21 protein-coding genes are annotated in these 23171 nt (G+C 72.9%); 3 read left to right on the forward strand and 18 right to left on the reverse strand.

All coding sequences use genetic code 11. From position 1 onward, the window contains the following. Positions 1-16: 16 nt before the first annotated feature. Positions 17-448: a hypothetical protein gene (locus AB0E19_RS14635; protein WP_362178579.1), complete on the reverse strand. Its 432-nt coding sequence runs from the start codon at positions 446-448 to the stop codon at positions 17-19. 255 nt (positions 449-703) lie between these two features. On the opposite strand from AB0E19_RS14635, the gene AB0E19_RS14640 reads away from it, so the two are divergent. Beyond that, positions 704-2758 carry a protein kinase gene (locus AB0E19_RS14640; RefSeq protein ID WP_362178583.1) on the forward strand — a complete coding sequence of 685 codons (2055 nt, stop codon included), beginning with the start codon at positions 704-706 and terminating at the stop codon, positions 2756-2758. An 81-nt stretch (positions 2759-2839) separates the two neighbouring features. Here the strand turns inward: AB0E19_RS14640 and gatB are convergent, their stop codons facing one another. From gatB to AB0E19_RS14685, 9 genes are all read right to left on the reverse strand, one after another. Beyond that, the gene (gene gatB / locus AB0E19_RS14645) at positions 2840-4351 is read right to left on the reverse strand and encodes an Asp-tRNA(Asn)/Glu-tRNA(Gln) amidotransferase subunit GatB (RefSeq protein WP_362178586.1); all 1512 of its coding nucleotides are present in this window, start codon (positions 4349-4351) and stop codon (positions 2840-2842) included. Between the two features lie 16 nt (positions 4352-4367). Continuing rightward, positions 4368-4613, reverse strand: a complete 246-nt coding sequence (locus AB0E19_RS14650) for a hypothetical protein (protein WP_356722984.1) — start codon at positions 4611-4613, stop codon at positions 4368-4370. Beyond that, positions 4610-6103 carry an Asp-tRNA(Asn)/Glu-tRNA(Gln) amidotransferase subunit GatA gene (gene gatA, locus AB0E19_RS14655; RefSeq protein WP_362178590.1) on the reverse strand — a complete coding sequence of 498 codons (1494 nt, stop codon included), beginning with the start codon at positions 6101-6103 and terminating at the stop codon, positions 4610-4612. The genes AB0E19_RS14650 and gatA overlap by 4 nt, the downstream gene beginning before the upstream one ends. Positions 6104-6105: 2 nt before the next feature. Continuing rightward, positions 6106-6402: an Asp-tRNA(Asn)/Glu-tRNA(Gln) amidotransferase subunit GatC gene (gene gatC / locus AB0E19_RS14660; RefSeq protein ID WP_030750846.1), complete on the reverse strand. Its 297-nt coding sequence runs from the start codon at positions 6400-6402 to the stop codon at positions 6106-6108. A gap of 129 nt (positions 6403-6531) precedes the next feature. Beyond that, on the reverse strand, positions 6532-8643 hold the full coding sequence (locus AB0E19_RS14665) for a bifunctional diguanylate cyclase/phosphodiesterase (protein WP_362178595.1): 2112 nt from the start codon (positions 8641-8643) through the stop codon (positions 6532-6534). 322 nt (positions 8644-8965) lie between these two features. After that, complete coding sequence (gene ligA / locus AB0E19_RS14670) at positions 8966-11167, reverse strand: NAD-dependent DNA ligase LigA (RefSeq protein ID WP_362178598.1); 2202 nt, start codon at positions 11165-11167, stop codon at positions 8966-8968. Positions 11168-11200: 33 nt separating this feature from the next. Next, complete coding sequence (locus AB0E19_RS14675; protein ID WP_362178601.1) at positions 11201-12199, reverse strand: methionine synthase; 999 nt, start codon at positions 12197-12199, stop codon at positions 11201-11203. Between the two features lie 7 nt (positions 12200-12206). Further along, on the reverse strand, positions 12207-12896 hold the full coding sequence (locus AB0E19_RS14680) for an SDR family oxidoreductase (RefSeq protein ID WP_362178604.1): 690 nt from the start codon (positions 12894-12896) through the stop codon (positions 12207-12209). A 15-nt stretch (positions 12897-12911) separates the two neighbouring features. Beyond that, entirely contained in the window at positions 12912-13451 is a 540-nt protein-coding gene (locus AB0E19_RS14685) for a TIGR00730 family Rossman fold protein (RefSeq protein WP_362178608.1), read from the reverse strand. A 135-nt stretch (positions 13452-13586) separates the two neighbouring features. Here AB0E19_RS14685 and AB0E19_RS14690 point away from each other — a divergent pair, with 135 nt between their 5' ends. Continuing rightward, entirely contained in the window at positions 13587-14174 is a 588-nt protein-coding gene (locus AB0E19_RS14690) for an alpha/beta fold hydrolase (protein WP_362178611.1), read from the forward strand. A gap of 18 nt (positions 14175-14192) precedes the next feature. Here the strand turns inward: AB0E19_RS14690 and mnmA are convergent, their stop codons facing one another. Further along, a complete protein-coding gene (gene mnmA / locus AB0E19_RS14695; RefSeq protein ID WP_362178614.1) occupies positions 14193-15317 on the reverse strand; it encodes a tRNA 2-thiouridine(34) synthase MnmA in 1125 nt (374 codons plus the stop codon). Between the two features lie 61 nt (positions 15318-15378). Here mnmA and AB0E19_RS14700 point away from each other — a divergent pair, with 61 nt between their 5' ends. After that, complete coding sequence (locus AB0E19_RS14700; protein WP_362178617.1) at positions 15379-16074, forward strand: N-acetylmuramoyl-L-alanine amidase; 696 nt, start codon at positions 15379-15381, stop codon at positions 16072-16074. Between the two features lie 38 nt (positions 16075-16112). Here AB0E19_RS14700 and AB0E19_RS14705 read toward each other — a convergent pair whose 3' ends face one another. From AB0E19_RS14705 to AB0E19_RS14735, 7 genes are all read right to left on the reverse strand, one after another. Further along, positions 16113-17276 (reverse strand): cysteine desulfurase family protein, encoded by a 1164-nt coding sequence (locus AB0E19_RS14705; protein ID WP_362178620.1) that lies wholly within the window; start codon positions 17274-17276, stop codon positions 16113-16115. Positions 17277-17346: 70 nt separating this feature from the next. Next, positions 17347-18210: a thioesterase family protein gene (locus tag AB0E19_RS14710; protein ID WP_362178623.1), complete on the reverse strand. Its 864-nt coding sequence runs from the start codon at positions 18208-18210 to the stop codon at positions 17347-17349. 23 nt (positions 18211-18233) lie between these two features. Further along, a complete protein-coding gene (locus AB0E19_RS14715) occupies positions 18234-18911 on the reverse strand; it encodes a trimeric intracellular cation channel family protein (protein WP_360601931.1) in 678 nt (225 codons plus the stop codon). 69 nt (positions 18912-18980) lie between these two features. Next, positions 18981-20201 (reverse strand): oligopeptide/dipeptide ABC transporter ATP-binding protein, encoded by a 1221-nt coding sequence (locus AB0E19_RS14720; protein WP_362178627.1) that lies wholly within the window; start codon positions 20199-20201, stop codon positions 18981-18983. Then, on the reverse strand, positions 20198-21190 hold the full coding sequence (locus tag AB0E19_RS14725; protein WP_362178630.1) for an ABC transporter ATP-binding protein: 993 nt from the start codon (positions 21188-21190) through the stop codon (positions 20198-20200). The genes AB0E19_RS14720 and AB0E19_RS14725 overlap by 4 nt, the downstream gene beginning before the upstream one ends. 1 nt (position 21191) lies before the next feature. Continuing rightward, positions 21192-22151, reverse strand: coding sequence for an ABC transporter permease (locus AB0E19_RS14730; protein ID WP_362178633.1), 960 nt, complete (start codon positions 22149-22151; stop codon positions 21192-21194). Continuing rightward, positions 22151-23146, reverse strand: a complete 996-nt coding sequence (locus AB0E19_RS14735; RefSeq protein WP_362178636.1) for an ABC transporter permease — start codon at positions 23144-23146, stop codon at positions 22151-22153. The genes AB0E19_RS14730 and AB0E19_RS14735 overlap by 1 nt, the downstream gene beginning before the upstream one ends. Positions 23147-23171 lie beyond the last annotated feature (25 nt).

Below are 23171 nucleotides of genomic sequence, written 5' to 3' on the forward strand. Positions count from 1 at the left end.
GGTTCCCCCGGGTCCTCTACTTGAAGTACTCGTCGATCTTGGACGTGGAGAGCAGGTCGCCCGCGATGTCCACGTCGTCCTTGGCGTGCGTGGACTTCGTGTAGTCGAGGTGGTTGGAGATCCGGGCGCAGGCGTCCAGGAGCGTCCGCAGCTGGCTGTTCCACCGGTCGTGCACCTTCAGCAGCTCCGATCCGCTGGTGAAGTTGCCGTTCGTGAGGGCGATCGACGCGTCGAAGGTCGAGGGCCTGGCGTGGTCGCCGTCCCGGGAGAGCCGGCCGTACAGCAGGTACGCCTCGTGTCCGATCGCCCCGAGGTCGTCGCGGTTCACCACGAGGTCCCCGGACCCGGCCGTCGCGCCCGCGTTTCCGTCAAGTCCGTTCAGCCGCATCCCGGCCGCCGGGCTCTGCGCGTGGTCGGTCTTGAGCTGTTCCCACTCGTCCCAGGACATCCTGCTCCCCCTCGTCGACCCCTGTGACCGGCCCGCGGACCTCACGCGCGCGAGCCCCTCGCTTCACACTAGCAACATGGCCATGTCACACCGGCTCGGGGGAGGGCCCCGGTGCGTACGCGCATGCGAAGGGATCATGGTCGCGCCCGTCCGGTACCGTCTCCGCCGGCGCGGGGCGACGCCACGCACCTCGGTTGACCCCCGACTCCCCCGAACGGCAAGCTGACCTTCTGTCATTCACTGTGCCCTGGGGGAATGTTGAGCAAGTCGGCACACCACATCGGACCCGATTCCGCGCCGGACCGCTACCGGTTGCTCCGCTCCATCGGACGCGGCGGCGAGGCGGTGCTCTATCTCGCGGAGATCGAGCTCGCGGGCGGCACCGAGCCCGTCGTCGTCAAGGTCCTCGACTCGAAGACGACGATCACGCCCGAGATCTTCGAGCGGGTCAGCCGCAAGTGGAACGAGCAGGCCGAGCTGCTCCGGTTCGTCAGCCGGCCGGGGGTCGTCGGCGTGCGCGAGCACTTCCAGGGACCGCCCATCCACGCGGCCGGCGAGTCCGGCACCCTGACCGGCCGGGCCCTCGTCCTCGTCATGAACCACGTCGACGGCCTCGACCTGCGCGACTGGCGCGCCGAGCGGACCCTGACCACCCACGCCGAGCGGCGCGAGGTCATGCGGACGCTCGAACAGCTCGCGGACGTCCTCGACTGGCTGCACTCCGGGAAGGCCACGCCGTCCGGCCGGACCGTCGTCCACGGCGACCTCTCGCCGGGCAACGTGATGGTCGACGAGCACGGCCAGGCCACCCTCGTCGACTTCGGCCTCAGCAAGCTGACCGCCGACCACCAGACCGCCGAGGTGTGGTTCACCCCGGGCTACGCGGCGCCGGAGATCTTCGAGGGCAAGCGGACCCCGGCCACCGACCGGTACGCCTTCGGGGCCATCGCCTACTTCCTGCTGAGCGGCCAGTCGCCGCCGGCCACGCCCGAACAGCTGGCGGCCGCCTTCGGCACGGTGCCGCAGATCGCCGGGCTCTCCGAGGAGCAGCGCCGGAAGGTGCTGGCCATCGCGGCGGCCGACGCGGACAGGCGGCCGCTGTCGCTGTCGGCCTGGGTCAAGGAGGTCCGGCACGGGGTCGTCTCCACGACGACGACCTCCCGCCCGGCGACCCCGCAGGACGCGCCGCCGAAGGACGCGGCCCCGCGGGACGCCGTCCCGCAGGACGCCGTCCCCCCGCGTCCGGCCGACGCGCCGGCCGTGCCTCCGCTCCCCGTCGCCCCGCCCGTGGGGCCCCCGCCGGCCGAGCCCCCCGCCCAGCCGGCCGCGGCGGTCCCGCCGGTCCAGGACACCGCGCCCACTCCCCCGCCTGTCCAGCCCGCTCAGCCGGTGCAGCAGGTCCAGCCGCAGGTCTCCACGCCGGCGCCGGCGCCCGCGCCCGCTCCGTCCGCGCCCGTCGGGTACGACGCCGGGCAGGGCGCGTACGGTCCGCCGACCGCCGGCGCCCCCGCGTACGGCGGGCCCGGCTACGGCGGGCAGGGGTTCGGGCCTCCGACGGCCGGGATGCCCACCGTCGGCGGGCCCGGCGGACCGACCGGGTCCCTGCCGCAGCGCTCTCCGGAGCCGCGCAGGCGCCGCAAGGGACCGCTGATCGGCGCCCTCGCCGGTGTCCTCCTGGTCGCCGTCCTCGCCGTGGTCGGCATCCGGCTGCTCGGCGACCGCGACGCGAAGGACGGCAAGAACGACGAGGCAGGACCGAGCACCACGACCTCGGCCTCGGCGACCACCGAGGCCCCCACGGAGGAGCCGACGACCGAGGCGCCCACCGCGGAGCCGACGACCGAGTCCCCGACCGCGGAGCCGAGCACCGAGGCGCCGACCGAGAGCGGCAGTCCGACCGTCGACCCCGGCCAGGTGCCGGACGCGACCGAGGCCGACCTCACCACCCTCGCCTCCGTCAGCGACCCCGACGACTTCGAGATCGGCAGCGCCAAGATCAACACGAAGGAGTACGGAGCCGCCCTGATCGGCGACTGCTACAGCGGCGCCTACGTCGAGTACGACCTCAACCGGGAGTGGAAGACCTTCACCTTCACGGCCGGCGTCGACGACGGCTCCAGCATCGAGACCGCGCGGATCATCGTCTCCATCGACGACAAGCCCGCCCTCTTCAACGAGACCGTCGACCTCGGCAAGCCCATCGACGCCTCCCTGAAGGTCGAGGGCGCCCTGCGGCTGCGGCTCAAGGTCGAGGCGACCTGCACCGACTCGGGCAACGGCGTCATCGCCGCCCCGATGCTCAAGCGGTAGCCCGTACGCGTACGGAAGAGCGGCCCCGCACCGGACAACTCCGGTGCGGGGCCGCTCTTCCAGGCGTACGGGCAGGAGGGCTCAGCCCTCGCTGACGCCCAGCTTCTCCAGGATCAGGTCCTTGACCTTCGCCGCGTCGGCCTGGCCACGGGTGGCCTTCATGACCGCGCCGACCAGCGCGCCGACCGCCGCGACCTTGCCGCCGCGGATCTTGTCGGCGATGGCCGCGTTGCCCGCGATGGCCTCGTCGACGGCCGCGCCGAGCGCGCCGTCGTCGGAGACGACCTTCAGACCGCGCTTCTCGACGACCTCGTCCGGGGTGCCCTCGCCGGCGAGGACGCCCTCGATGACCTGGCGGGCCAGCTTGTCGTTGAGGTCGCCGCCGGTGACCAGGGCCGAGACCCGGGCCACGTCCGCCGGCGTGATGGGCAGCTCCTCCAGGGAGACGCCCTTCTCGTTGGCGTTGCGGGCCAGCTCGCCCATCCACCACTTGCGCGCGGAGGCCGCGTCGGCGCCCGCGTCGATCGTGGCGACGATCGGGTCGACCGCGCCCGCGTTGAGGATGGACTGCATCTCCTGCTCGGAGACGCCCCACTCCTCGCGCAGCCGGTTGCGGCGCACGCGCGGCAGCTCGGGCAGGCCCTTGCGCAGCTCCTCGACCCACTCACGGGCCGGGGCGACCGGGACCAGGTCCGGCTCCGGGAAGTAGCGGTAGTCCTCGGCGTTGTCCTTGATGCGGCCGGAGGTGGTGGAGCCGTCGTCCTCGTGGAAGTGACGGGTCTCCTGCACGATCGTGCCGCCGGACTCCAGGACCGCCGCGTGACGCTGGATCTCGAAGCGCGCCGCCCGCTCCACGGAGCGGAGCGAGTTCACGTTCTTCGTCTCCGAGCGGGTGCCGAAGGTCTCGGAACCCTTCGGCATCAGCGACAGGTTGACGTCGCAGCGCATCTGGCCCTTGTCCATGCGCGCCTCGGAGACGCCCAGGGCGCGGATCAGCTCGCGCAGCTCGGCCACGTACGCCTTGGCGACCTCGGGGGCCCGCTCGCCGGCGCCGACGATCGGCTTGGTGACGATCTCGATCAGCGGGATGCCGGCCCGGTTGTAGTCGAGCAGCGAGTGCGAGGCGCCGTGGATGCGGCCGGTCGCGCCACCGATGTGGGTGGACTTGCCGGTGTCCTCCTCCATGTGGGCGCGCTCGATCTCCACGCGGAAGACCTCGCCGTCCTCCAGCTGGACGTCCAGGTAGCCGTTGAAGGCGATCGGCTCGTCGTACTGGGAGGTCTGGAAGTTCTTCGGCATGTCCGGATAGAAGTAGTTCTTCCGGGCGAAGCGGCACCACTCGGCGATCTCGCAGTGCAGCGCGAGGCCGATCTTGATGGCGGACTCGACGCCGATCTCGTTCACGACCGGCAGCGCGCCGGGCAGGCCGAGGCAGGTCGGGCAGGTCTGCGCGTTGGGCTCGGCGCCCAGCTCGGTCGAGCAGCCGCAGAACATCTTCGTCTTCGTGCCGAGCTCGACATGGACCTCAAGGCCCATGACGGGGTCGAACGAGGCCAGTGCCGCCTCGTACGACAGCAGTTCAGTGACAGTCACGGTGGAACTTTCCCTCTCAGCCCAGCAGGACGTCGTCGTCGCCGAGGCGCTTCAGCTCGCGGTACAGGATCGCGAGGCCGGTGACGATGGCGGCGGCGGACACGACGGCGTCGACGAGCTTCAGCGTGTCGTGCTCGGCGCGGGCCTTCTTGATCTGCTTCGTCACGGCGACGGCGCCGAAAGCGGTGGTGCCCATGGACAGGTACGTACCGGTCTTGGACTTCTTGAAGCCCTTGGCCTTCTGCAGCGCACTGGTACTCACAGCGACGGAGCCTCCTCGATCAGCGGGTGACCCCACTTTTCCACGAAGGCGGCCTCGACGGCGGCACCGACCTTGTAGAGCCGGTCGTCCTGCATGGCGGGGGCGATGATCTGCAGCCCGACCGGGAGACCGTCCTCCGGCGCCAGGCCGCAGGGGAGCGACATGGCGGCGTTGCCGGCCAGGTTGGTCGGGATGGTGCACAGGTCCGCGAGGTACATCGCCATCGGGTCGTCGGCGCGCTCGCCGATCGGGAAGGCGGTGGTCGGGGTCGTCGGGGAGACGATCACGTCGACCTGCTCGAAGGCCTTCTCGAACTCGCGGGTGATGAGGGTGCGGACCTTCTGGGCCGAGCCGAACCACGCGTCGTAGTAGCCGGAGCTGAGCGCGTACGTGCCGAGGATGATGCGGCGCTTCACCTCGGGGCCGAAGCCGGCCTCGCGGGTCAGGGCGGTGACGTCCTCGGCGGAGCGGGTGCCGTCGTCGCCGGCCCGCAGGCCGTAGCGCAGGCCGTCGAAGCGGGCCAGGTTGGACGAGCACTCGGACGGCGCGATCAGGTAGTACGCCGAGAGGGCCAGGTCGAAGGTCGGGCAGTCCAGCTCGACGACCTCGGCGCCCAGCTCCTTCAGCAGCTCGACGGACTCGTCGAAGCGCTGCATGACGCCGGCCTGGTAGCCCTCGCCGCGGAACTGCTTGACGACGCCGACGCGCATCCCGGCCACCGAGCCGTTGCGGGCGGCCTCGACCACCGGCGGGACCGGCAGGTCGACGGAGGTGGAGTCCAGCGGGTCGTGGCCGGCGATCGCCTCGTGCAGCAGGGCCGCGTCCAGGACCGTACGGGCGCAGGGGCCGCCCTGGTCGAGGGAGGAGGAGAAGGCCACCATGCCGTAGCGGGAGACCGAGCCGTAGGTCGGCTTGACGCCGACGGTGCCGGTGACGGCGGCGGGCTGGCGGATCGAGCCGCCGGTGTCCGTGCCGATGGCCAGCGGGGCCTGGAAGGCCGCGAGCGCGGCCGAGGAGCCGCCGCCGGAGCCGCCGGGGATCCGGGTGAGGTCCCAGGGGTTGCCGGTCGGGCCGTAGGCGCTGTTCTCCGTGGAGGAGCCCATGGCGAACTCGTCCATGTTGGTCTTGCCGAGGATGACGACGTCGGCGGCCTTGAGGCGCTTGACCAGCGTGGCGTCGTACGGCGGGATCCAGCCCTCCAGCATCTTCGAGCCGACCGTGGTGGGCACGCCCTGGGTCGTGAAGATGTCCTTGAGGGCCAGCGGGACGCCGGCCAGCGGGCCGAGCTTCTCGCCGCGGGCGCGCTTCTCGTCGACGGCGCGGGCCTGCGCGAGGGCGCCCTCGCGGTCGACGTACAGGAAGGCGTGGACCTTCTCGTCGACGGCGTCGATGCGGGCCAGGTGGGCCTCGGTGACCTCGACCGCGGTCAGCTCGCCGGAAGCGATCTTCGCGGCGGTCTCGGCGGCGGTGAGCTTGATGATGTCCGTCATGATCAGTCCTCCCCCAGGATCTGCGGCACCTTGAAACGCTGCTGTTCCTGGGCGGGGGCGCCGGAGAGCGCCTGCGCGGGGGTGAGCGAAGGGCGGACCTCGTCCGCGCGCATGACGTTCGTCAGCGGCAGCGGGTGGGAGGTCGGCGGGACGTCCTGCTCGGCGACCTCGGAGACGCGGGCGACCGCGCCGATGATGTCGTCGAGCTGACCGGCGAAGTGGTCGAGTTCCTCTTCGGCGAGTTCCAGACGCGCCAGCCGAGCGAGGTGTGCGACCTCCTCGCGCGTGATGCCAGGCATGCAGCGATCCTCTGGGGTGAGTCTGATGGTGTGGGCCCAATCCTAGGGGGCCCGCGCCCCTCCCCGTGAAACGGTCGGCCCGGACGGCCCCCTCGCCCGGGCGGCGAGGGGCGTCAGGGGGCCTCCGGATCACTGCACGACGTGTCCGGGGGCCGGGGCCTGCTCGGTCACGGGGGCGATGTCGACCGCCCGGCGCCAGCCGTGCTCGCCGCGGGCGCGCAGCCAGGCGGTGGTCTCGGCGGGCGGCATGGCGGCCGAGACCAGCCAGCCCTGGACGGCGTCGCAGCCCAGGTCGCGCAGCCGCTCCCAGGTCTCGTCGTCCTCGACGCCCTCGGCGACGACGAGCAGGCCGAGGGAGTGGGCGAGGTCGACGGTGCAGCGGACGATCTCGGCGTCCTCGGTGTCGACGGCGAGCCGGGCGACGAAGGAGCGGTCGATCTTCAGCTCGCTGACCGGGAGCCGGCGCAGGTGGACGAGGGAGGAGTAGCCGGTGCCGAAGTCGTCCAGGGACATCTTGACGCCGTGGCCCGTGAGGCCGTTGAGGGTGTCGGCGGCGCGCTGCGGGTCCTCCAGGAGGACGTGTTCCGTTATCTCCAGCTGGAGGGAGCCGGCCGGGACGCCGTGACGGGCGAGCCGGGCGGCGACGGCGCCGGCGAAGCCGGGGGTGTGGACGTCGCGCGGCGAGACGTTGACGGCGACGGGCACCTCCAGGCCCTGGGCGCGCCAGCGGGCGACCTGGGCGAGGGCGGTCTCCAGGACGTACTCGGTGAGGTGCGGCATCAGGCCGGAGGACTCGGCGATGGCGATGAACTCGTCCGGTGGAACCTTTCCTCGCTCCGGGTGGACCCAGCGGACGAGGGCCTCCAGACCGGCGACCTGGCCGTCGAAGCGGACCTTCGGCTGGTAGTGGAGCTCGACCTCGCCGGCGTCCAGGGCGCGGCGCAGGTCGCCGAGGAGGCCGAGGCGGTCGGGGGTGTTGGAGTCGCGCTTGGACTCGTACACCTCGACGCCGGTGCGGTCGCGCTTGGCCTGGTACATGGCGACGTCGGCGCGGCGCAGCAGGCCCTCGGCGTCGCGGGCGTGGTCGGGGTAGACGGCGACGCCGGCGCTGGCCTCCAGGACGAGGACGAGGCCGTCGAGGTCGAGCGGGGAGGAGAGCTCGGCGACGAGGTGGCGGGCGACCCGCTGGGCGCTGGTGGTGGAGTCGGCGACGGGCAGCAGGACGGCGAACTCGTCGCCGCCGAGCCGGGCGGCCTCGGCGCCGCGCGGCAGGGCGAGGCGGAGCCGGTCGGCGATCTGGAGGAGCAGCCGGTCGCCGGCGAGGTGGCCGAGGGTGTCGTTGACGGAGCGGAAGCGGTCCAGGTCGATGAGGACGAGGGCGGCGCGGGCCTCCTCCTCCTCGGCGTCCTCCAGGGCCGTCCAGGTGCGCTCCAGGAGCCACTGGCGGTTGGGGAGGCCGGTGAGGGGGTCCTTGAGCTGTTCCTCGGCGCGGGCGCGGGCGATCCAGAGGGTGGAGTCGAGGGCGATCAGCGGGATCGCGAAGAGCGGCAGGAGGACCGGGCGGGCGGCGGCGACGACGCAGATCAGCGGGGCGATGCCGAGCAGGGCGACGGCGACGAGCCCCTGGCGCAGGAGCGCGGTGCGGGCGACGGTGGGCAGGCCGCGGCCGGGCGGGGCGAGGGTGTACCACAGCAGCAGCCGGGTCGCGAGGAGGTAGGCGCCGGCCGCGAGGACGATCTCCGGGGCGTCGGCGATCCCCCAGTCGAGCGGCTGCCAGGGGCTGTCGACGCGGGGGACGTCGCCGAAGAGGGCGAGGACGAGGGCGGCGGCGCCGACGCCGAGGATGTCGGCGGCGCCGTGCAGCAGGCCCTGTCGCCAGCGGTGCCGGCGGGCGGCGCTGACGAGCACGACGACGGTGAGCGAGACGAGTCCGGCGGGGACCCAGCCGTACAGGAGCAGGACGGCGAGGGTGAGGGCGGCGCCGGAGCCGGTGCCGCCCCACCAGCGCTCGCGGCCGAGGGCGACGAGGTGGCCGACGATGAGCCCGGTGAGGAGGGCGAGGGACCAGCCGGCGACGCCGCCGGGGAAGAGCGGGTGGCCGGAGGTCAGGGCCTGCTGGAGGCCGGTGACGAGCACGGCGGCGGCCGTGCCCAGCACGGCGGCGGGCAGGCCGGTGAAGCCTGCGGGGAGCACCCGGCCACGCGGCCGTGACACCGGTGCGGCACTCTCGGTCGGTTCCATTCCCGTCCCTCTCACAGGCGGCGGTGCCGTCGCTGTCCGATGGGCCGCGGCGAGGCGGCCGTGGTGGCGTCCGGCCGCCGCTCGTACGCCCCGCCGGCTTCGGGGCGGGGCGCATGGCGCGGGGCCGTTCGTCCGGTCGCACGGCCGCGCAGAGCCCTCGCGCGGCGGTGCGGGACGAGACGCACGGTCACCACAGTAGGCCGCCGAGGGCGCCGAGGGGCAGCGCTCTCCCTCTCTTGCCCGAATGCGACCTGGCCACCCGTAACGATCTGGTATGCGCCGAACGGGTGAGCTTCCCGGGGCGGGAAGGGGCCGGTGAGGGTTACTCCTCGACCGGCTGTGCGACCTCGCGAGCGGCCTCGGGACCCTGTTCGAGCAGGATCTTGAAGCCTGCCTCGTCCAGAACCGGAACCTTCAGCTGCATCGCCTTGTCGTACTTGGAGCCCGGGTTCTCCCCCACCACGACGAAGCTCGTCTTCTTGGAAACGGAACCGGTGACCTTGGCTCCGCGGCTCTGGAGCGATTCTTTTGCGCCATCCCGGGTGAACTGCTCCAGGGTGCCGGTCACGACGACCGTCAGACCCTCCAGCGGACGCGGCCCCTCGTCCTCCCCGGCGCCCTCGTCCTCCAGGGTGACGCCGGCGGCGCGCCACTTCCGCACGATCTCGCGGTGCCACTCCTCGGCGAACCACTGCTTCACGGCGGCGGCGATGATGCCGCCGACCCCGTCGACCGCGGCCAGCTCCTCCTCGGTGGCCTGCTCGATCCGCTCCAGGGAGCGGAACTCGCGGGCGAGCGCCTCGGCGGCGACGGGGCCGACGTGGCGGATGGAGAGGCCGTTGATGAAGCGGGCGAGCGGGCGGGTCTTGGCGGCCTCGATGTGCGCCAGCATCGCGAGGGCGTTCTTCTTCGGCTCGCCCTTCTGGTTGGCGAAGACGGTGACGATCTTCTCCTCGCCGGTCTTCGGATCCCGCTTGGGCAGCCCCGAGTCGGCGTCGAGGACGTACGCCTTGACCGGCAGCAGCTGCTCGATGGTGAGGTCGAAGAGGTCGCCCTCGTCGGTCAGCGGCGGCTCGGCGGGCTCCAGGGGCCGGGTGAGGGCGGCGGCGGCCACCGCGCCGAAGTTCTCGATGTCCAGGCACTGGCGGCCGGCGAGGAACTCGACCCGCTCGCGCAGCTGGGCCGGGCAGGTCCGGGCGTTCGGACAGCGGAGGTCGATGTCGCCCTCCTTCATCGGCTTCAGCGCGGTGCCGCACTCGGGGCAGTCGGCCGGCATCACGAACTCCCGCTCGGTGCCGTCCCGCAGGTCGACGACCGGGCCGAGGATCTCCGGGATGACGTCCCCGGCCTTGCGGAGCACCACGGTGTCGCCGATGAGGACGCCCTTGGCCTTCACCACCTCCTGGTTGTGGAGGGTGGCGAACTCGACCTCGGACCCGGCCACGGTGACCGGCTCGACCTGGGCGTAGGGGGTGACGCGGCCGGTGCGGCCGACGCCGACCTTGATGTCGACGAGCCGGGTGTTGACCTCCTCCGGGGCGTACTTCCAGGCGATGGCCCAGCGCGGGGCGCGCGCGGTGGAGCCGAGCCGGCCCTGGAGGGGGATCTCGTCGAGCTTGACGACGACGCCGTCGATCTCGTGGGCGACGGAGTGGCGGTTCTCCCCGTAGTACGCGATGAACGCGCGCACCTCGGGGAGACCGGCGACGACCTTGTTGTGCGTGGAGGTGGGCAGGCCCCACTCGCGCAGCAGCCCGTACGCCTCCGAGAGCCGGGAGATCTCGAAGCCCTCGCGGGCGCCGATGCCGTGCACGACCATGTGGAGCGGGCGGGTGGCGGTGACCTTGGGGTCCTTCTGGCGCAGCGAGCCGGCCGCCGCGTTGCGCGGGTTGGCGAAGGGCTTGTCGCCGGCCTCCACCAGGCGGGCGTTGAGCGCCTCGAAGGCCTCCATGGGGAAGTAGACCTCGCCCCGGATCTCGACGAGGTCCGGGATCCGGTCGCCGTGGAGGCGCTCGGGGATGTCGGCGATCGTCCGCACGTTGGGCGTGATGTCCTCGCCGGCGCGGCCGTCGCCGCGGGTGGCGGCGCGGGTGAGCCGGCCGTGCTCGTAGGTGAGGTTGACGGCGAGGCCGTCGACCTTGAGCTCGCACAGGAAGTGGAAGTCGGGGGTGCCGACGTCCCGGGCGACGCGCTCCGCCCAGGTCGCCAGCTCCTCGTCGTCGAAGGCGTTGTCCAGCGAGAGCATGCGCTCGCGGTGCTCGACCGAGGCGAAGTCGGTCTCGTACTGCCCCGCCACCTTCTGGGTCGGCGAGTCGGGCGTGCGCAGCTCCGGGTGCTCCTCCTCCAGCGCCTCCAGGGCGCGCAGGAGCCTGTCGAACTCCGCGTCGCTGACGACCGGCTGGTCCTTCACGTAGTACCGGAAGCGGTGCTCCTCGACCTGCTCGGCGAGCTCGGCGTGCTTCTCGCGTGCCTCCGCGGGCACGACCGCCTCTCCGCCGGGCAGGGCCCCCTGTTCGACTGCCACCTTCGTCCGTCCTCCCGTGCCTTCAGAACCCGGTCACTCTGGGTTGTCCGCGAGCGATCTCGCCGCCCGGGCGCAGTGGGCGAGCGCCGCCCGGGCGTACGCGGGCGAGGCGCCCGCGAGCCCGCACGTGGGGGTGACGACCACGGACTCGGCGAGAGTCCCCGGATTCAGCCCCAGCCTGCGCCACAGCGTCCTGACACCCATGACGCTACCTCCCGGGTCGGACAATGCCGTGTCGGTGGACGGCACCACACCGGCGAAGAGCTTCGTGCCGGCCTCGACGGCCTCGCCGATCGGCTCCTCGTCACGTTCGGTGAGCAGGCCGAAGTCGAACGAGACGCCGGCGGCCCCGGCCCGCCGCAGCAGCCCGAAGGGCACGCCGGGGGCGCAGGAGTGGACGGTGACGGGCCCGTCGTGGGCGGCGATCACGTCCCGCAGGGCGGATTCGACGACCTGCCGGTCGACGGCCCGGTGGGTGCGGTAGCCGGAGGCCGTACGGACCCGGCCGAGGAGGACGGCGGTCAGCGAGGGCTCGTCGAGCTGGAGCACGATCCTGGCCCCGGGGACGCGCTTGGCGACGTCGGCGAGGTGCTCGCGCAGGCCCTCGGCGAGGGAGGCGGCGAGGTCGCGGCAGGCACCGGCGTCGCCCAGGGCGGCCTCTCCGCCGCGCAGTTCCAGGGCGGCGGCGAGCGTCCACGGGCCGACGGCCTGGACCTTGAGCGGGCCCTCGTACCCCTGGGTGAACTCCTCCAGGGCGTCGAGGTCCTCGCCGAGCCAGGAGCGGGCGCGGCGGGTGTCGCGGCCGGGCCGGTCGCTGATCCGCCAGCCGCTGGGCTCCACGTGCGCGTACAGGTCGACGAGCATGCCGAGGGTGCGGCCGATCATGTCGGCGCCGGGGCCCCGGGCGGGCAGTTCGGCGAGGAAGGGGAAGTCCTCGAAGGTGCCGGTGACGGTCTTGGCGGCCTCGCGGGCGTCGCCACCGGGCAGGGACCCGACGCCGGTGGCGGGGCCCCACTGTGCGATGTCGTTCATGGCGCGGCTACCGTCCCGGACGGACCGTCAGGTCGTTGACCTCGGCGTCGCGCGGGAGGTCGAGGGCCATCACGATGGTGGTCGCCACGGACTCGGGGTCGATCCACCGCGCGGGGTCGTACTCCTTGCCCTCCTGCTGGTGCACCTTGGCCTGCATGGGGCCGGCGGTGCGGCCGGGGTAGACCGAGGTGACGCGGACGCCGTTGCCGTGCTCCTCGTGGCGCAGCGAGTCGGCGAGCGCCTTCAGGCCGTGCTTGGAGGCGGCGTACGCGCTCCACTCGGCGTGCGCGTTCAGCCCGGCGCCGGAGTTCACGAAGAGGACGTGCCCCTGGGAGAGGCGGAGCTGCGGCAGGAAGTGCCGGGTCAGCTCGGCGGGGGCGACCAGGTTGACGTTCAGCTGGTGGTGCCAGGCCTTGGGCGTCAGCTCCCCGACCCCGCCGAGGTCGACGACGCCGGCGATGTGCAGCAGCGAGTCGACCCGGTCGGGCAGGCTCTGGTGCGAGAACGCCCAGGAGAGCCGGTCCGGGTCCGCCAGGTCCCCGACGAGCGTCCGGGCGCCGGGGAACTCCGCCGCCAGCTCCTTCGCCCGCCCCGCGTCGCGCACGTGCAGCACGAGCTCGTCCCCGCGCGCGTGCAGCCGCCGCGCGACGGCCGCGCCGATGCCGGAACCGGCCCCGGTGATCACATGAGTAGCCATGGGGCCATGGTCCCATCAGCGGGCGGCGATCTCGCCCTCCAGGTGCGCCAGTGCCGTCGGGCCGTCCTCGGCGAAGAAGGCGAGGTCGGCGAGGGGGCGCGGGAGGAAGCCCTCTTCCTCCATGCGCCGGAACTGGATCCTGAGGCCGTCGTAGAAGCCGGCGGTGTTGAGGAAGACGACGGGCTTGGCGTGCTTGCCGTGCTTCTTCAGTTCCAGGATCTCGGTGGCCTCGTCGAGGGTGCCGGTGCCGCCGGCCATGACGACGATCGCGTCGGACTTGGCGAGGAGGAGCGCCTTCCGCTCGGCGAGGTCCTCGGTGATGGTCATCTCGTCGGCTCCGGGCCGGGCCTTGGCGGCGAGGAAGCCGACGGAGACGCCGACGAGGCGGCCGCCGGCCTCCTGGACGCCGTCCGCCACGACCTTCATCAGTCCGGTGTCGGAGCCGCCCCAGACGAGGGTGTGGCCGCCCTTGCCGAGGAGGCGGGCGAAGTCGCGGGCGGGTCCGGTGTAGCGCTCGTCGAGGTCGGCGGCGGAGAGGAAGACGCAGATGTTCATGCCGACACGGTAGGACACCCCTCCGTTCTCCACCGCCGTGGTTTCTTCACGGTCCTGACCTGCGGGTTCCACGATTCTTCGGGAATTCCCCGGCGGCGGCGATGAGTTCCGGCGAGTCCGCCGGTCTGCCCTGCCATGGACGAGGTGAAGAGGGTCGTGTCACGGGACGGGACGCCGATCGCGTACGCGCGGTACGGGGCGGGGGCCGTGGACCGGCCCGCGGTGGTGCTGGTGAGCGGGGAGCCGGGGACGGGGGCGGACGGGCTGCCGCTCGCCCGGCTGCTGGCCCGGAGCCACCCGGTGTACGTGTACGACCGCCGGGGGCCCGGCGGGGACGGCTACGCGCTGGAGCGGGAGTTCGAGGACCTGGCGGCGGTGCTCGCGGCGGCAGGTCCCGGGGCGGTGGTGCACGGCACGGGGACGGGCGGGGTGCTGGCCCTCGCGGCCGCGGCGGCGGGGGTGCCCGTGACGGCCGTGTCGGTGTTCGAGCCGCCGTACGACGGGCGGCGGCCCGTCCCGGAGGTGCACGCGCGCGTGCTGGTGGTCGACGGGGGCGCGAGCCCCGCGCCGGTCCGGCGGGCGGCCCGGGAGCTGTCGGCGCTGCTGCCGCGCGCCCGGCACCGCACGCTGACGGGGCAGACCCACGAGGTGGCGCCCCATGTGCTGGCGCCGGTCCTCATGGACTTCGTGGCGGACGTCGCGCAGTCGGCCTACGTCGCCTGAGCCGGGCCGTCCCCGCCGCTACGCGGGGGCGGCGGCCGTGCGGCGTACCGTCGTCGCGATCGTCGCCGAGCCCACGACGCGCGTGCCGGCGTAGAGGACGACGGCCTGGCCCGGGGCGACGCCCCGGACGGGCTCGTCGAAGGTCACCTTCAGCTCGCCGTCCTCCAGGGCCGCGCTCACCTCGGTCTCGCCGCCGTGGGCGCGGAGCTGGGCGGTGTAGCGGCCGGGGCCGTCGGGGGCGGTGCCGCACCAGCGGGGCTTGATCGCGGTGAGGGCGGTGACGTCGAGGGCCTCGGCGGGGCCGACGGTGACCGTGTTGTTCACCGGCGAGATGTCGAGGACGTAGCGGGGCTTGCCGTCGGCGGCCGGGTGGCCGATGCGCAGACCCTTGCGCTGGCCGATGGTGAAGCCGTACGCGCCCTCGTGGGTGCCGAGCTTCGCGCCGGACTCGTCGACGATGTCGCCCTCCGCCGTGCCCAGGTGGGAGGCGAGGAAGCCCTGGGTGTCGCCGTCGGCGATGAAGCAGATGTCGTGGCTGTCGGGCTTCTTGGCCACCGCGAGGCCGCGCCGCTCGGCCTCGGCCCGGATCTCGTCCTTGGTGGTGAGGGTGTCGCCGAGCGGGAACAGGGCGTGCGCGAGCTGCTTCTCGTCGAGGACACCGAGCACGTACGACTGGTCCTTGGCCATGTCGGAGGCGCGGTGCAGTTCGCGGGTGCCGTCCTCGTTCAGGACGACGGTGGCGTAGTGGCCGGTGCAGACGGCGTCGAAGCCGAGCGCGAGCGCCTTGTCGAGGAGCGCGGCGAACTTGATCTTCTCGTTGCAGCGCAGGCACGGATTGGGCGTGCGGCCCGCCTCGTACTCGGCGACGAAGTCCGCCACGACGTCCTCGCGGAAGCGCTCGGCGAGGTCCCACACGTAGAAGGGGATGCCGATGACGTCGGCGGCCCGGCGCGCGTCGCGCGAGTCCTCGATGGTGCAGCAGCCGCGGGCTCCGGTACGGAAGGACTGCGGGTTCGCGGAGAGCGCGAGGTGCACGCCGGTGACGTCGTGGCCGGCCTCGACGGCTCGGGCGGCGGCGACGGCGGAGTCCACCCCGCCGGACATGGCGGCGAGGACGCGAAGGGGGCGCGGAGTCTCAGTCATAGCCCTACCAGGGTACGGGGCGGCGGGAACCGTCCGGCCGGGATGGAGCGTTCCGATAGGCATGGGGAGCGAGAACGGCGCGAAGAAGGCCGGAAAGAGGCGGGGGGTCCGGCGCCGCACCGTGCTGCTCGGCGGCGGCGTCGCGGTGGCGGGCACGGCGGTCCTGGCGCGCGAGGAGCTGGCGCGGGCCTGGTGGCGGCTGCCGGGGATGGAGAGGCCGCGCACGGACGGGGCGCTCGACCACAAGCCGGCGGAGTGGACGGCCGCGCACCAGGCGAACTGGCGGCGGGCGGACCGGCCGGACGACTACGTGATCGACCGGGTGGTGATCCACGTGGTGCAGGGCTCGTACGCGACGGCGCTGAAGGTCTTCCGCAATCCGCTGCACGGGGCGGCCACGCACTACGTGGTCCGCAAGGACGGGCACGTGGCGCAGATGATCCGGGAGCTCGACGTGGCCTTCCACGCCGGGAACCGGGACATGAACGAGCGGAGCATCGGCATCGAGCACGAGGGCTTCGTGGACCGGCCGCGGGACTTCACGCCGGAGATGTACGCGGGCTCGGCGCGGCTGACGGCGGACATCTGCCGGCGGTACGCGATCCCGGCGGACCGGGAGCACATCATCGGGCACGTCGAGGTCGAGGGCACCGACCACACCGATCCCGGCCCGCACTGGGACTGGGACCGGTATCTGGAGCTGGTGCGGCGGGAGCTCACGAAGCCCCCCGCGACGGAGCCCCCGGCCGGGGCCTGACCGGGGCCTGACCGGGGCCTGACCGGGGCCTGACCGGGCTAGCTGAGGCCGGCGGTCCTGGCGCGTTCCACGGCGGGGCCGATGGCGTCGGCGACGGCCTTCACGTCCTCCTCGGTGGAGGTGTGGCCGAGGGAGAAGCGGAGGGTGCCGCGGGCCAGGTCGGGGTCGGTGCCGGTGGCGAGCAGGACGTGGCTGGGCTGGGCGATGCCGGCGGTGCAGGCGGAGCCGGTGGAGCAGGCGATGCCGGCGGCGTCGAGGAGCAGGAGCAGGGAGTCGCCCTCGCAGCCGGGGAAGGTGAAGTGGGCGTTGGCGGGGAGCCGGTCGGCCGGGTCGCCGCCGAGGACCGCGTCGGGGACGGCCGTACGGACGGCGCTGACGAGCGCGTCGCGCAGGGCGCCGATCTCGCGGGCGAAGGCCTCCTGCCCCTCGGTGGCGAGGCGGGCGGCGGTGGCGAAGGCGGCGACGGCGGGGACGTCGAGGGTGCCGGAGCGGACGTGCCGCTCCTGGCCGCCGCCGTGCAGCACGGGGACGGGGGTGTGCTCGCGGCCGAGGAGCAGGGCGCCGATGCCGTAGGGGCCGCCGATCTTGTGGCCGGAGACGGTCATGGCGGCGAGCCCGGAGGCGGCGAAGTCGACCGGGAGCTGACCGACGGCCTGGACGGCGTCGGCGTGCAGCGGGACGCCGAACTCGGCGGCGGTGTCGGCGAGGGCGCGGACCGGCATGACGGTGCCGATCTCGTTGTTGGCCCACATCACGGTGGCGAGGGCGACGGACTCCGGGTCGCGGGCGATCGCCTCGCGCAGCGCCTCGGGGTGGACCCTGCCGTGGGCGTCGACCGGCAGGTACTCGACGTCGGCGCCCTCGTGGCCGGCGAGCCAGTCGACGGCGTCGAGGACGGCGTGGTGCTCGACGGGGCTGGCGAGGACGCGGGTGCGGCGCGGATCGGCGGCGCGGCGGGACCAGTAGAGGCCCTTCACGGCGAGGTTGTCGGCCTCGGTGCCGCCGGAGGTGAACACCACCTCGCTGGGGCGGGCGCCGAGCGCGGCGGCGAGCGTCTCGCGGCCCTCCTCGACGGTCCGCCGGGCGCGCCGCCCGGCGGCGTGCAGGGAGGAGGCGTTGCCCGTGACGGCGAGCTGGGCGGTCATCGCCTCGATCGCCTCGGGGAGCATGGGCGTGGTCGCGGCGTGGTCGAGGTAAGCCATGGTGGGTCGATTCTACGAGCCCGGGTGCGGGGCTCCCCGCCGCACCGGGCTCGTGGGGCGCCGTACGGGCTCAGCCGCGCGGGGCGCGGGCCAGCTGGCGGGACTGGGCGACGAGGCGGTCGGCGCTGTCCCAGACCTCGGCGTCCTCCTCCAGGAAGCCGCCGGCGAGGTTGCGGGTGGTGATGGAGACCCGCAGCGGGCCGGGGGCGGGGCGGCAGCGGACGTGGGTGGTGAGCTCCACGGTGGGCGTCCAGCCCTTGAGGCCCAGCTCGAAGGAGGTCGGCGGCAGGGCGTCGACGGCGAGGAGCAGGGAGAGCGCGTCGGGCTCGCGGCCGTCGGCGAGGCCGAACCAGGCGCGCATCTCGCCCTTGCCGGAGGGGGCGCCGACGGCCCAGCCGACGCAGGAGGGGTCGAGGCGCAGGTCGAGCCGGTCGGTGATGGCGGAGGAGCCGGGGATCGGCGGGGCCGGGCCGTCGGAGGCGCTGAAGCACCGGTCGATCGGGGCGAGGGCGGGCGGGACCGCGCTGGTGCGGACCTCGTCGGTGAGGGCGTCGAGGTCGCCGTAGGAGGCGAGGACGCGGATCCGCTCGACCTCGGTGCCGTCCTCGGCGTACTGGTAGAGGGAGGCGGTGCCGGTCGAGAGGGTCCGGCCGGTGCGGACGGTCTCGGTGCGGATGACCGCGGGGCCCGGCACCGACGGCGTGAGGTAGTGCGCCGAGACGGTGAACGGGTCGGGGTGCGGCAGGTGGTCGCCGAGGGCGCGGCCGAGCAGGGCGAGGAGGTAGCCGCCGTTGACGGCCTGGATGATCGTCCAGCCGGCCGAGAGCTCGGCGTCGTAGACACCGGGCTCGCGCAGGGCGACGGCGGTGTCCCGGTCGAACTCGCTGGGCGCCGCGGTCTCGGCGGCGGGGCTCGTCTCGGTGCTCGTGCTCATGCGGCCGACGGTACAGCAGGAAACTACTGAGCGGTAGCTTTTTCGGGTTCCTCGCGGGCGGACGAGCGGCGGTTCCAGGCGCGCGGCGCGCGCCAGTGGTAGCGCATCGCGAGCAGCCGCAGGAGGAAGGCGGTGAGCACGGCGGCACCGCTGGTGTAGGCGTTCAGGACCTCGAAGCGGATGCAGAGGACGACCATGGCCGCGCCGACGATCGCGGGCACGGCGTAGAGGTCGCGGTCCCAGCGGAGCAGGGACGGCACCTCGTTGGCGAGGACGTCGCGCAGCACGCCGCCGCCGACGGCCGTGGCGAGGCCGAGCGCCGCGGAGGAGGTGAGGCCGAGCCCGTAGTCGTACGCCTTCGTCGTCCCGGTCACGCAGAAGAGGCCGAGGCCGGCCGCGTCGAAGACGTTCACGGCGGTCTGGGTGCGCTCCACCTCGGGATGGAGGAAGAAGACGAGCGCGGTGGCGACCAGCGGCATGAGGAAGTAGCCGAGGTCGGTGAAGGCGGCCGGGGGTACGGCTCCGATGATGAGGTCGCGCAGGAGGCCGCCGCCGAGCGCGGTGACCTCGGCGAGCACGGCCATGCCGAAGACGTCGAAGTTCTTCCGGACGCCGAGGAGGGCGCCGGAGATGGCGAAGACGAAGATGCCGATGAGGTCGAGCGTGTGTTGGACCGACGGGCTGAACAGATCGTGGAGCACCGGGCAATTGTGCCGTGTGCACGGAAAGGGCCCGGCCGCACCACGGCGACCGGGCCCCTCCGGGCCGGGCTACTTCTGCCCGGAAGCCGCTTCGGGCTCCTCGGAAGCCTGCGCGGGCTCCTTCGAGACCTGCTCGGACTCCTCCGAAGCCGCCGCGGACTCCTCCGAGGCCTGCGCGGGCTCCTTCGAGACCTGCTCGGACTCCTCCGAAGCCGCCTCTGGCTCCTCCGAAGCCGGCTCGGGCTCCTTCGAGGACTGGGCCGGGATCGCGGCCGTGGCGGTCCCGCCCGCCATGGGGAGCTCGCCCGACCGGATCTCCTGCGTGAAGTGGCAGGCCACCTTGTGGCCGTCGCCCGCGTCGGTGAGCTCGGGGCGCTCCTGGGAGCACTTCGGCTGGGCCCACGGGCAGCGGGTGTGGAAGCGGCAGCCGGCCGGCGGGTTCGCCGGGGAGGGCAGGTCGCCGGTGAGGAGGATCCGCTCGCGCCGCTCCTCGACCTCCGGGTCGGGGACGGGCACGGCCGACATGAGCGCCCGCGTGTACGGGTGCAGCGGCTCCTCGTACAGCGAGTCGCTCGGCGCCTCCTCGACCAGGGAGCCGAGGTACATCACGCCGATGACGTCCGAGATGTGCCGGACGACGGCGAGGTCGTGGGCGATGACCAGGTAGGTCAGGCCCAGCGACTCCTGGAGCTCTTCGAGCAGGTTGATGACCTGCGCCTGGATGGAGACGTCGAGGGCGGAGACCGGCTCGTCGCAGATGATGAGGTCGGGCTCCAGGACCAGCGCGCGGGCGATGCCGATGCGCTGGCGCTGGCCGCCGGAGAACTCGTGCGGGTAGCGGGAGAGGCTGTTGGCGGGCAGGCCCACCTTGGCGAGGATCTCCCGGATCTTCTCCCGCCGCTCCTCCTGGTTCGCGCCGATGCCGTGCGCGGCCATGCCCTCGCTGAGGATCGACTCGATGTTCTGGCGCGGGTTGAGGCTGCCCAGCGGGTCCTGGAAGACCATCTGGAGCCGGCGGCGGAAGGAGCGCAGCTCCTTCTCCGGCAGCTTGGCCACGTCGGTGCCGTCGAGGACGACGGAGCCGTCGGTGACGTCCACGAGCCGCAGCACGGCCCGCCCGAGGGTGGTCTTGCCGCAGCCGGACTCGCCGACGAGGCCGTACGTCTGGCCCGCCTCGACCTTGAGGGAGATGCCGTCCACGGCGTAGACGTGGCCGACGGTGCGGTCGAAGAGGATGCCCTTCTTGACGGGGAAGTGGACCTTCACGCCGTCGAGTTCGAGCAGGCTCATGCCGGTACCTCCGTCGTGGCGAGGACCGGGTTCGCGCAGCGGGCGCGGTGTCCGGCCGCGCGCGGTTCGGTCAGTTCGGGCGTGCCGGTGAGGCACTCCATCTCGTACCGGTCGCAGCGCGGGGCGAAGGCGCAGCCGTCGGCCCAGGCGATCTGGTCGTTGATGGACCCGCGGATCGGGTGGAGCGGTTCGCCGCGCGGGGCGTCGAGCCGCGGGATGGAGCCGAGCAGGCCGTGGGTGTACGGGTGCGTCGGGTGGGCGAACAGCTCGCGCCGGGCGGCCGACTCGACGACCTTGCCGGCGTAGAGGACGTTCACCTGGTCGCAGAGGCCGGCGACGACACCCAGGTCGTGGGTGATCATCAGCAGCGCGGTGCCCTCCTGGTCGACCAGTTCCTTGAGGAGTTCGAGGATCTGGGCCTGGATGGTGACGTCGAGCGCCGTGGTCGGCTCGTCGGCGATGAGCAGGCGGGGGGCGCAGGCGACCGCCATGGCGATGAGCGCGCGCTGCCGCATGCCGCCGGAGAGCTGGTGCGGGTACTCCTTGAGGCGCCGGTCCGGGTCGGGGATGCCGACCCGGTCGAGCAGGTGGGCGGCCTCCTTGCGGGCGGCCTCGCCCTTCAGGCCGCGGTGGCGCTGGAGGATCTCGGTGACCTGGACGCCGATGGGGACGACCGGGTTCAGCGAGGACAGCGGGTCCTGGAAGATCATCGCCATCTCGCGGCCGCGCAGGTCGCGCAGTTTCGAGGGGGCGAGCTTCAGCAGGTCGGTGCCGTCGAGGTCGGCGCGGCCGCCGAGGGTGACGCCCTTGGACGGCAGCAGGCCCATGAGGGCGAGCGAGGTCACGGACTTGCCGCAGCCGGACTCGCCGACGAGGCCGACGACCTGGCCCTGGTCGACGCTGAACGAGACGCCGTTGACCGCCCGGACGTCCTTGCGGCCGCGGCCGCCGAAGGTGACGGTCAGTTCGTCCACGGTGAGCAGTGCCATGTCAGCCTCGCAGCTTCGGGTCGAGGGCTTCGCGCATGGCCTCGCCGAGCAGGGTGAAGCCGAGGGCGGTGATGACGATGCCGACCGCCGGGTACATCGACATCATCGGCTCGTTGTCGAAGAAGCGCTGGGCCGCGGAGAGCATGACGCCCCACTCCGGCACCGCGGGGTCGGGGTTGCCGAGTCCGAGGTAGGAGAGGGCGGCGGCCTCGATGATGGCGGTGGCGAGGCTGAGCGTCGCCTGGACGATCACCGGGCTGAGCGAGTTCGGCAGGATCTGGGTGAAGACGATCCGCCGCTTGCGGATGCCGAGCGAGCGGGCGGCGAGCACGTAGTCGCTGCCGCCCTGGGCGAGCATCGAGCCGCGGAGCAGCCGGGCGAAGACCGGGATCTGCACGACGCCGACGGCGATCATCACGGTGGTGAGCGACTGGCCCATCACGGCGGCGACGGAGACGGCGAGGAGCAGCGAGGGCAGCGCGAGGAGGATGTCGGTGACGCGCATGATGGCGTCGTCGATCCGCCGTCCGGCCTTCCCGCCGAGGGTGGCCGCCGCGCCGGACACGATGCCGACGAAGGCGCCGATCAGCAGGCCGATGAGCATGGAGACGACGCCGACGAGCAGGGTCTGGCGGGCGCCCACGAGCATCCGGGAGAAGAGGTCGCGGCCGAGGTGGTCGAGGCCGAACCAGTTCTCGGCGCGGGCGCCGACGAACTGGCCCCGGTTGGAGAAGACCTCGCCGCGCCAGGTCTGGTCGGCGGGGCCGTACGGGGCGACCCAGGGGCCGATGATCGCGAGCAGGACGAAGCCGGCGATGATCACGGCGCCGATGATCGCCATCTTGCTGCCGCGCATGCGGCGCATGGCCTCGCGCCAGAGGCTGGCGCCGCTGGCGGTCTCGGTCTTCGCCGTGAGCTGGGCGAGCCGGTCGATCTTGGAAGCAGTGGTGGTGAGACTCATCAGTGCACCCGCACCCTCGGGTCGATGACGCTGTAGGCGAGGTCGACGAGCATGTTGATCACCACGTAGATCATGGCGATGAACAGGATGAAGCCGACCAGCACCGGGTAGTCACGGGCGTCGATGGCGGTCCGGATGAAGGAGCCGATGCCGCCGAAGGTGAAGACGGACTCGGTGAGCACCGCGCCGGAGAGCAGGCTTCCGGTGAGCAGGCCGACGGCGGTGACGACGGGGAGCATCGCGTTGCGCAGGACGTGCCGGCCGCGGACGACCCGGCGCTCCAGGCCCTTGGACTCGGCGGTGCGGATGTAGTCCTCGCCGAGGACCTCCAGGACGCTGGCGCGGGTCATGCGGACGATGACCGCGAGCGGGATGGTGGCCAGGGCGATGCCGGGCAGCACCAGGTGCATCAGGGCGTCCCAGGCGGCGTCGAGCTCGCCGGTGAGCACGCCGTCGAGGACGGCGAAGCCGGTGACGCTGGTGGCGTCGATGCCGGTGGACTGGCGGCCGAAGGTGCCGAAGATGTCGCCGAAGGCGCCCTTGAGCAGCTGGGCCAGGAAGAAGACCGGGATGCAGATGCCGACGAGGGAGCCGGAGACGGAGGCCACGTCGAGCCAGCCGCCGCGCTTGCGGGCGGCGAGGTAGCCGAGCGGGATGCCCACGGCGGTGGCGATGAGCATGGCCGCGAGGCTGAGTTCGACGGTGGCGGGGAAGCGCAGCACGAACTCGTCCCACACGGGCTGTCCGGTCTGCACCGAGGTGCCGAGGTCGAGGTCGAGGAGGCGCTTGAGGAAGCGTCCGTACTGCACGTAGATCGGCTGGTCGAGTCCCAGCGCGCGGTTGATGCGCGCCACATCGGCCTCGGTCGCCCGCTCGCCCAGGATCGCTGAGGCGGGTCCGCCGGGCAGCCGGTTCAGCCAGATGAAGAGCAGAACCGACAGGCCGAGCAGGGTGGGTATGAGCTGGAGAAGTCGTCGTACGACGAGTCGCAACACCCCGCGTGCCCCTTTCTTGCGTGTG

The sequence above is a fragment of the Streptomyces sp. NPDC047974 genome, assembly GCF_040653375.1.
Classification (GTDB): domain Bacteria; phylum Actinomycetota; class Actinomycetes; order Streptomycetales; family Streptomycetaceae; genus Streptomyces.

Bases quoted from the DNA above. Each gene is read 5' to 3' on its own strand.
- AB0E19_RS14730 (WP_362178633.1), bottom strand. From the start codon at position 22,151: ATGAGTCTCACCACCACTGCTTCCAAGATCGACCGGCTCGCCCAGCTC.
- AB0E19_RS14665 (WP_362178595.1), bottom strand. From the start codon at position 8,643: ATGGAACCGACCGAGAGTGCCGCACCGGTGTCACGGCCGCGTGGCCGG.
- AB0E19_RS14685 (WP_362178608.1), bottom strand. From the start codon at position 13,451: ATGAACATCTGCGTCTTCCTCTCCGCCGCCGACCTCGACGAGCGCTAC.
- gatA (WP_362178590.1), bottom strand. From the start codon at position 6,103: ATGACGGACATCATCAAGCTCACCGCCGCCGAGACCGCCGCGAAGATC.
- AB0E19_RS14725 (WP_362178630.1), bottom strand. From the start codon at position 21,190: ATGGCACTGCTCACCGTGGACGAACTGACCGTCACCTTCGGCGGCCGC.
- AB0E19_RS14635 (WP_362178579.1), bottom strand. From the start codon at position 448: ATGTCCTGGGACGAGTGGGAACAGCTCAAGACCGACCACGCGCAGAGC.
- AB0E19_RS14700 (WP_362178617.1), top strand. From the start codon at position 15,379: ATGGGGAGCGAGAACGGCGCGAAGAAGGCCGGAAAGAGGCGGGGGGTC.
- AB0E19_RS14705 (WP_362178620.1), bottom strand. From the start codon at position 17,276: ATGGCTTACCTCGACCACGCCGCGACCACGCCCATGCTCCCCGAGGCG.
- AB0E19_RS14680 (WP_362178604.1), bottom strand. From the start codon at position 12,896: ATGGCTACTCATGTGATCACCGGGGCCGGTTCCGGCATCGGCGCGGCC.
- gatC (WP_030750846.1), bottom strand. From the start codon at position 6,402: ATGCCTGGCATCACGCGCGAGGAGGTCGCACACCTCGCTCGGCTGGCG.
- AB0E19_RS14690 (WP_362178611.1), top strand. From the start codon at position 13,587: ATGGACGAGGTGAAGAGGGTCGTGTCACGGGACGGGACGCCGATCGCG.
- mnmA (WP_362178614.1), bottom strand. From the start codon at position 15,317: ATGACTGAGACTCCGCGCCCCCTTCGCGTCCTCGCCGCCATGTCCGGC.
- AB0E19_RS14710 (WP_362178623.1), bottom strand. From the start codon at position 18,210: ATGAGCACGAGCACCGAGACGAGCCCCGCCGCCGAGACCGCGGCGCCC.
- AB0E19_RS14675 (WP_362178601.1), bottom strand. From the start codon at position 12,199: ATGAACGACATCGCACAGTGGGGCCCCGCCACCGGCGTCGGGTCCCTG.
- AB0E19_RS14720 (WP_362178627.1), bottom strand. From the start codon at position 20,201: ATGAGCCTGCTCGAACTCGACGGCGTGAAGGTCCACTTCCCCGTCAAG.
- AB0E19_RS14640 (WP_362178583.1), top strand. From the start codon at position 704: ATGTTGAGCAAGTCGGCACACCACATCGGACCCGATTCCGCGCCGGAC.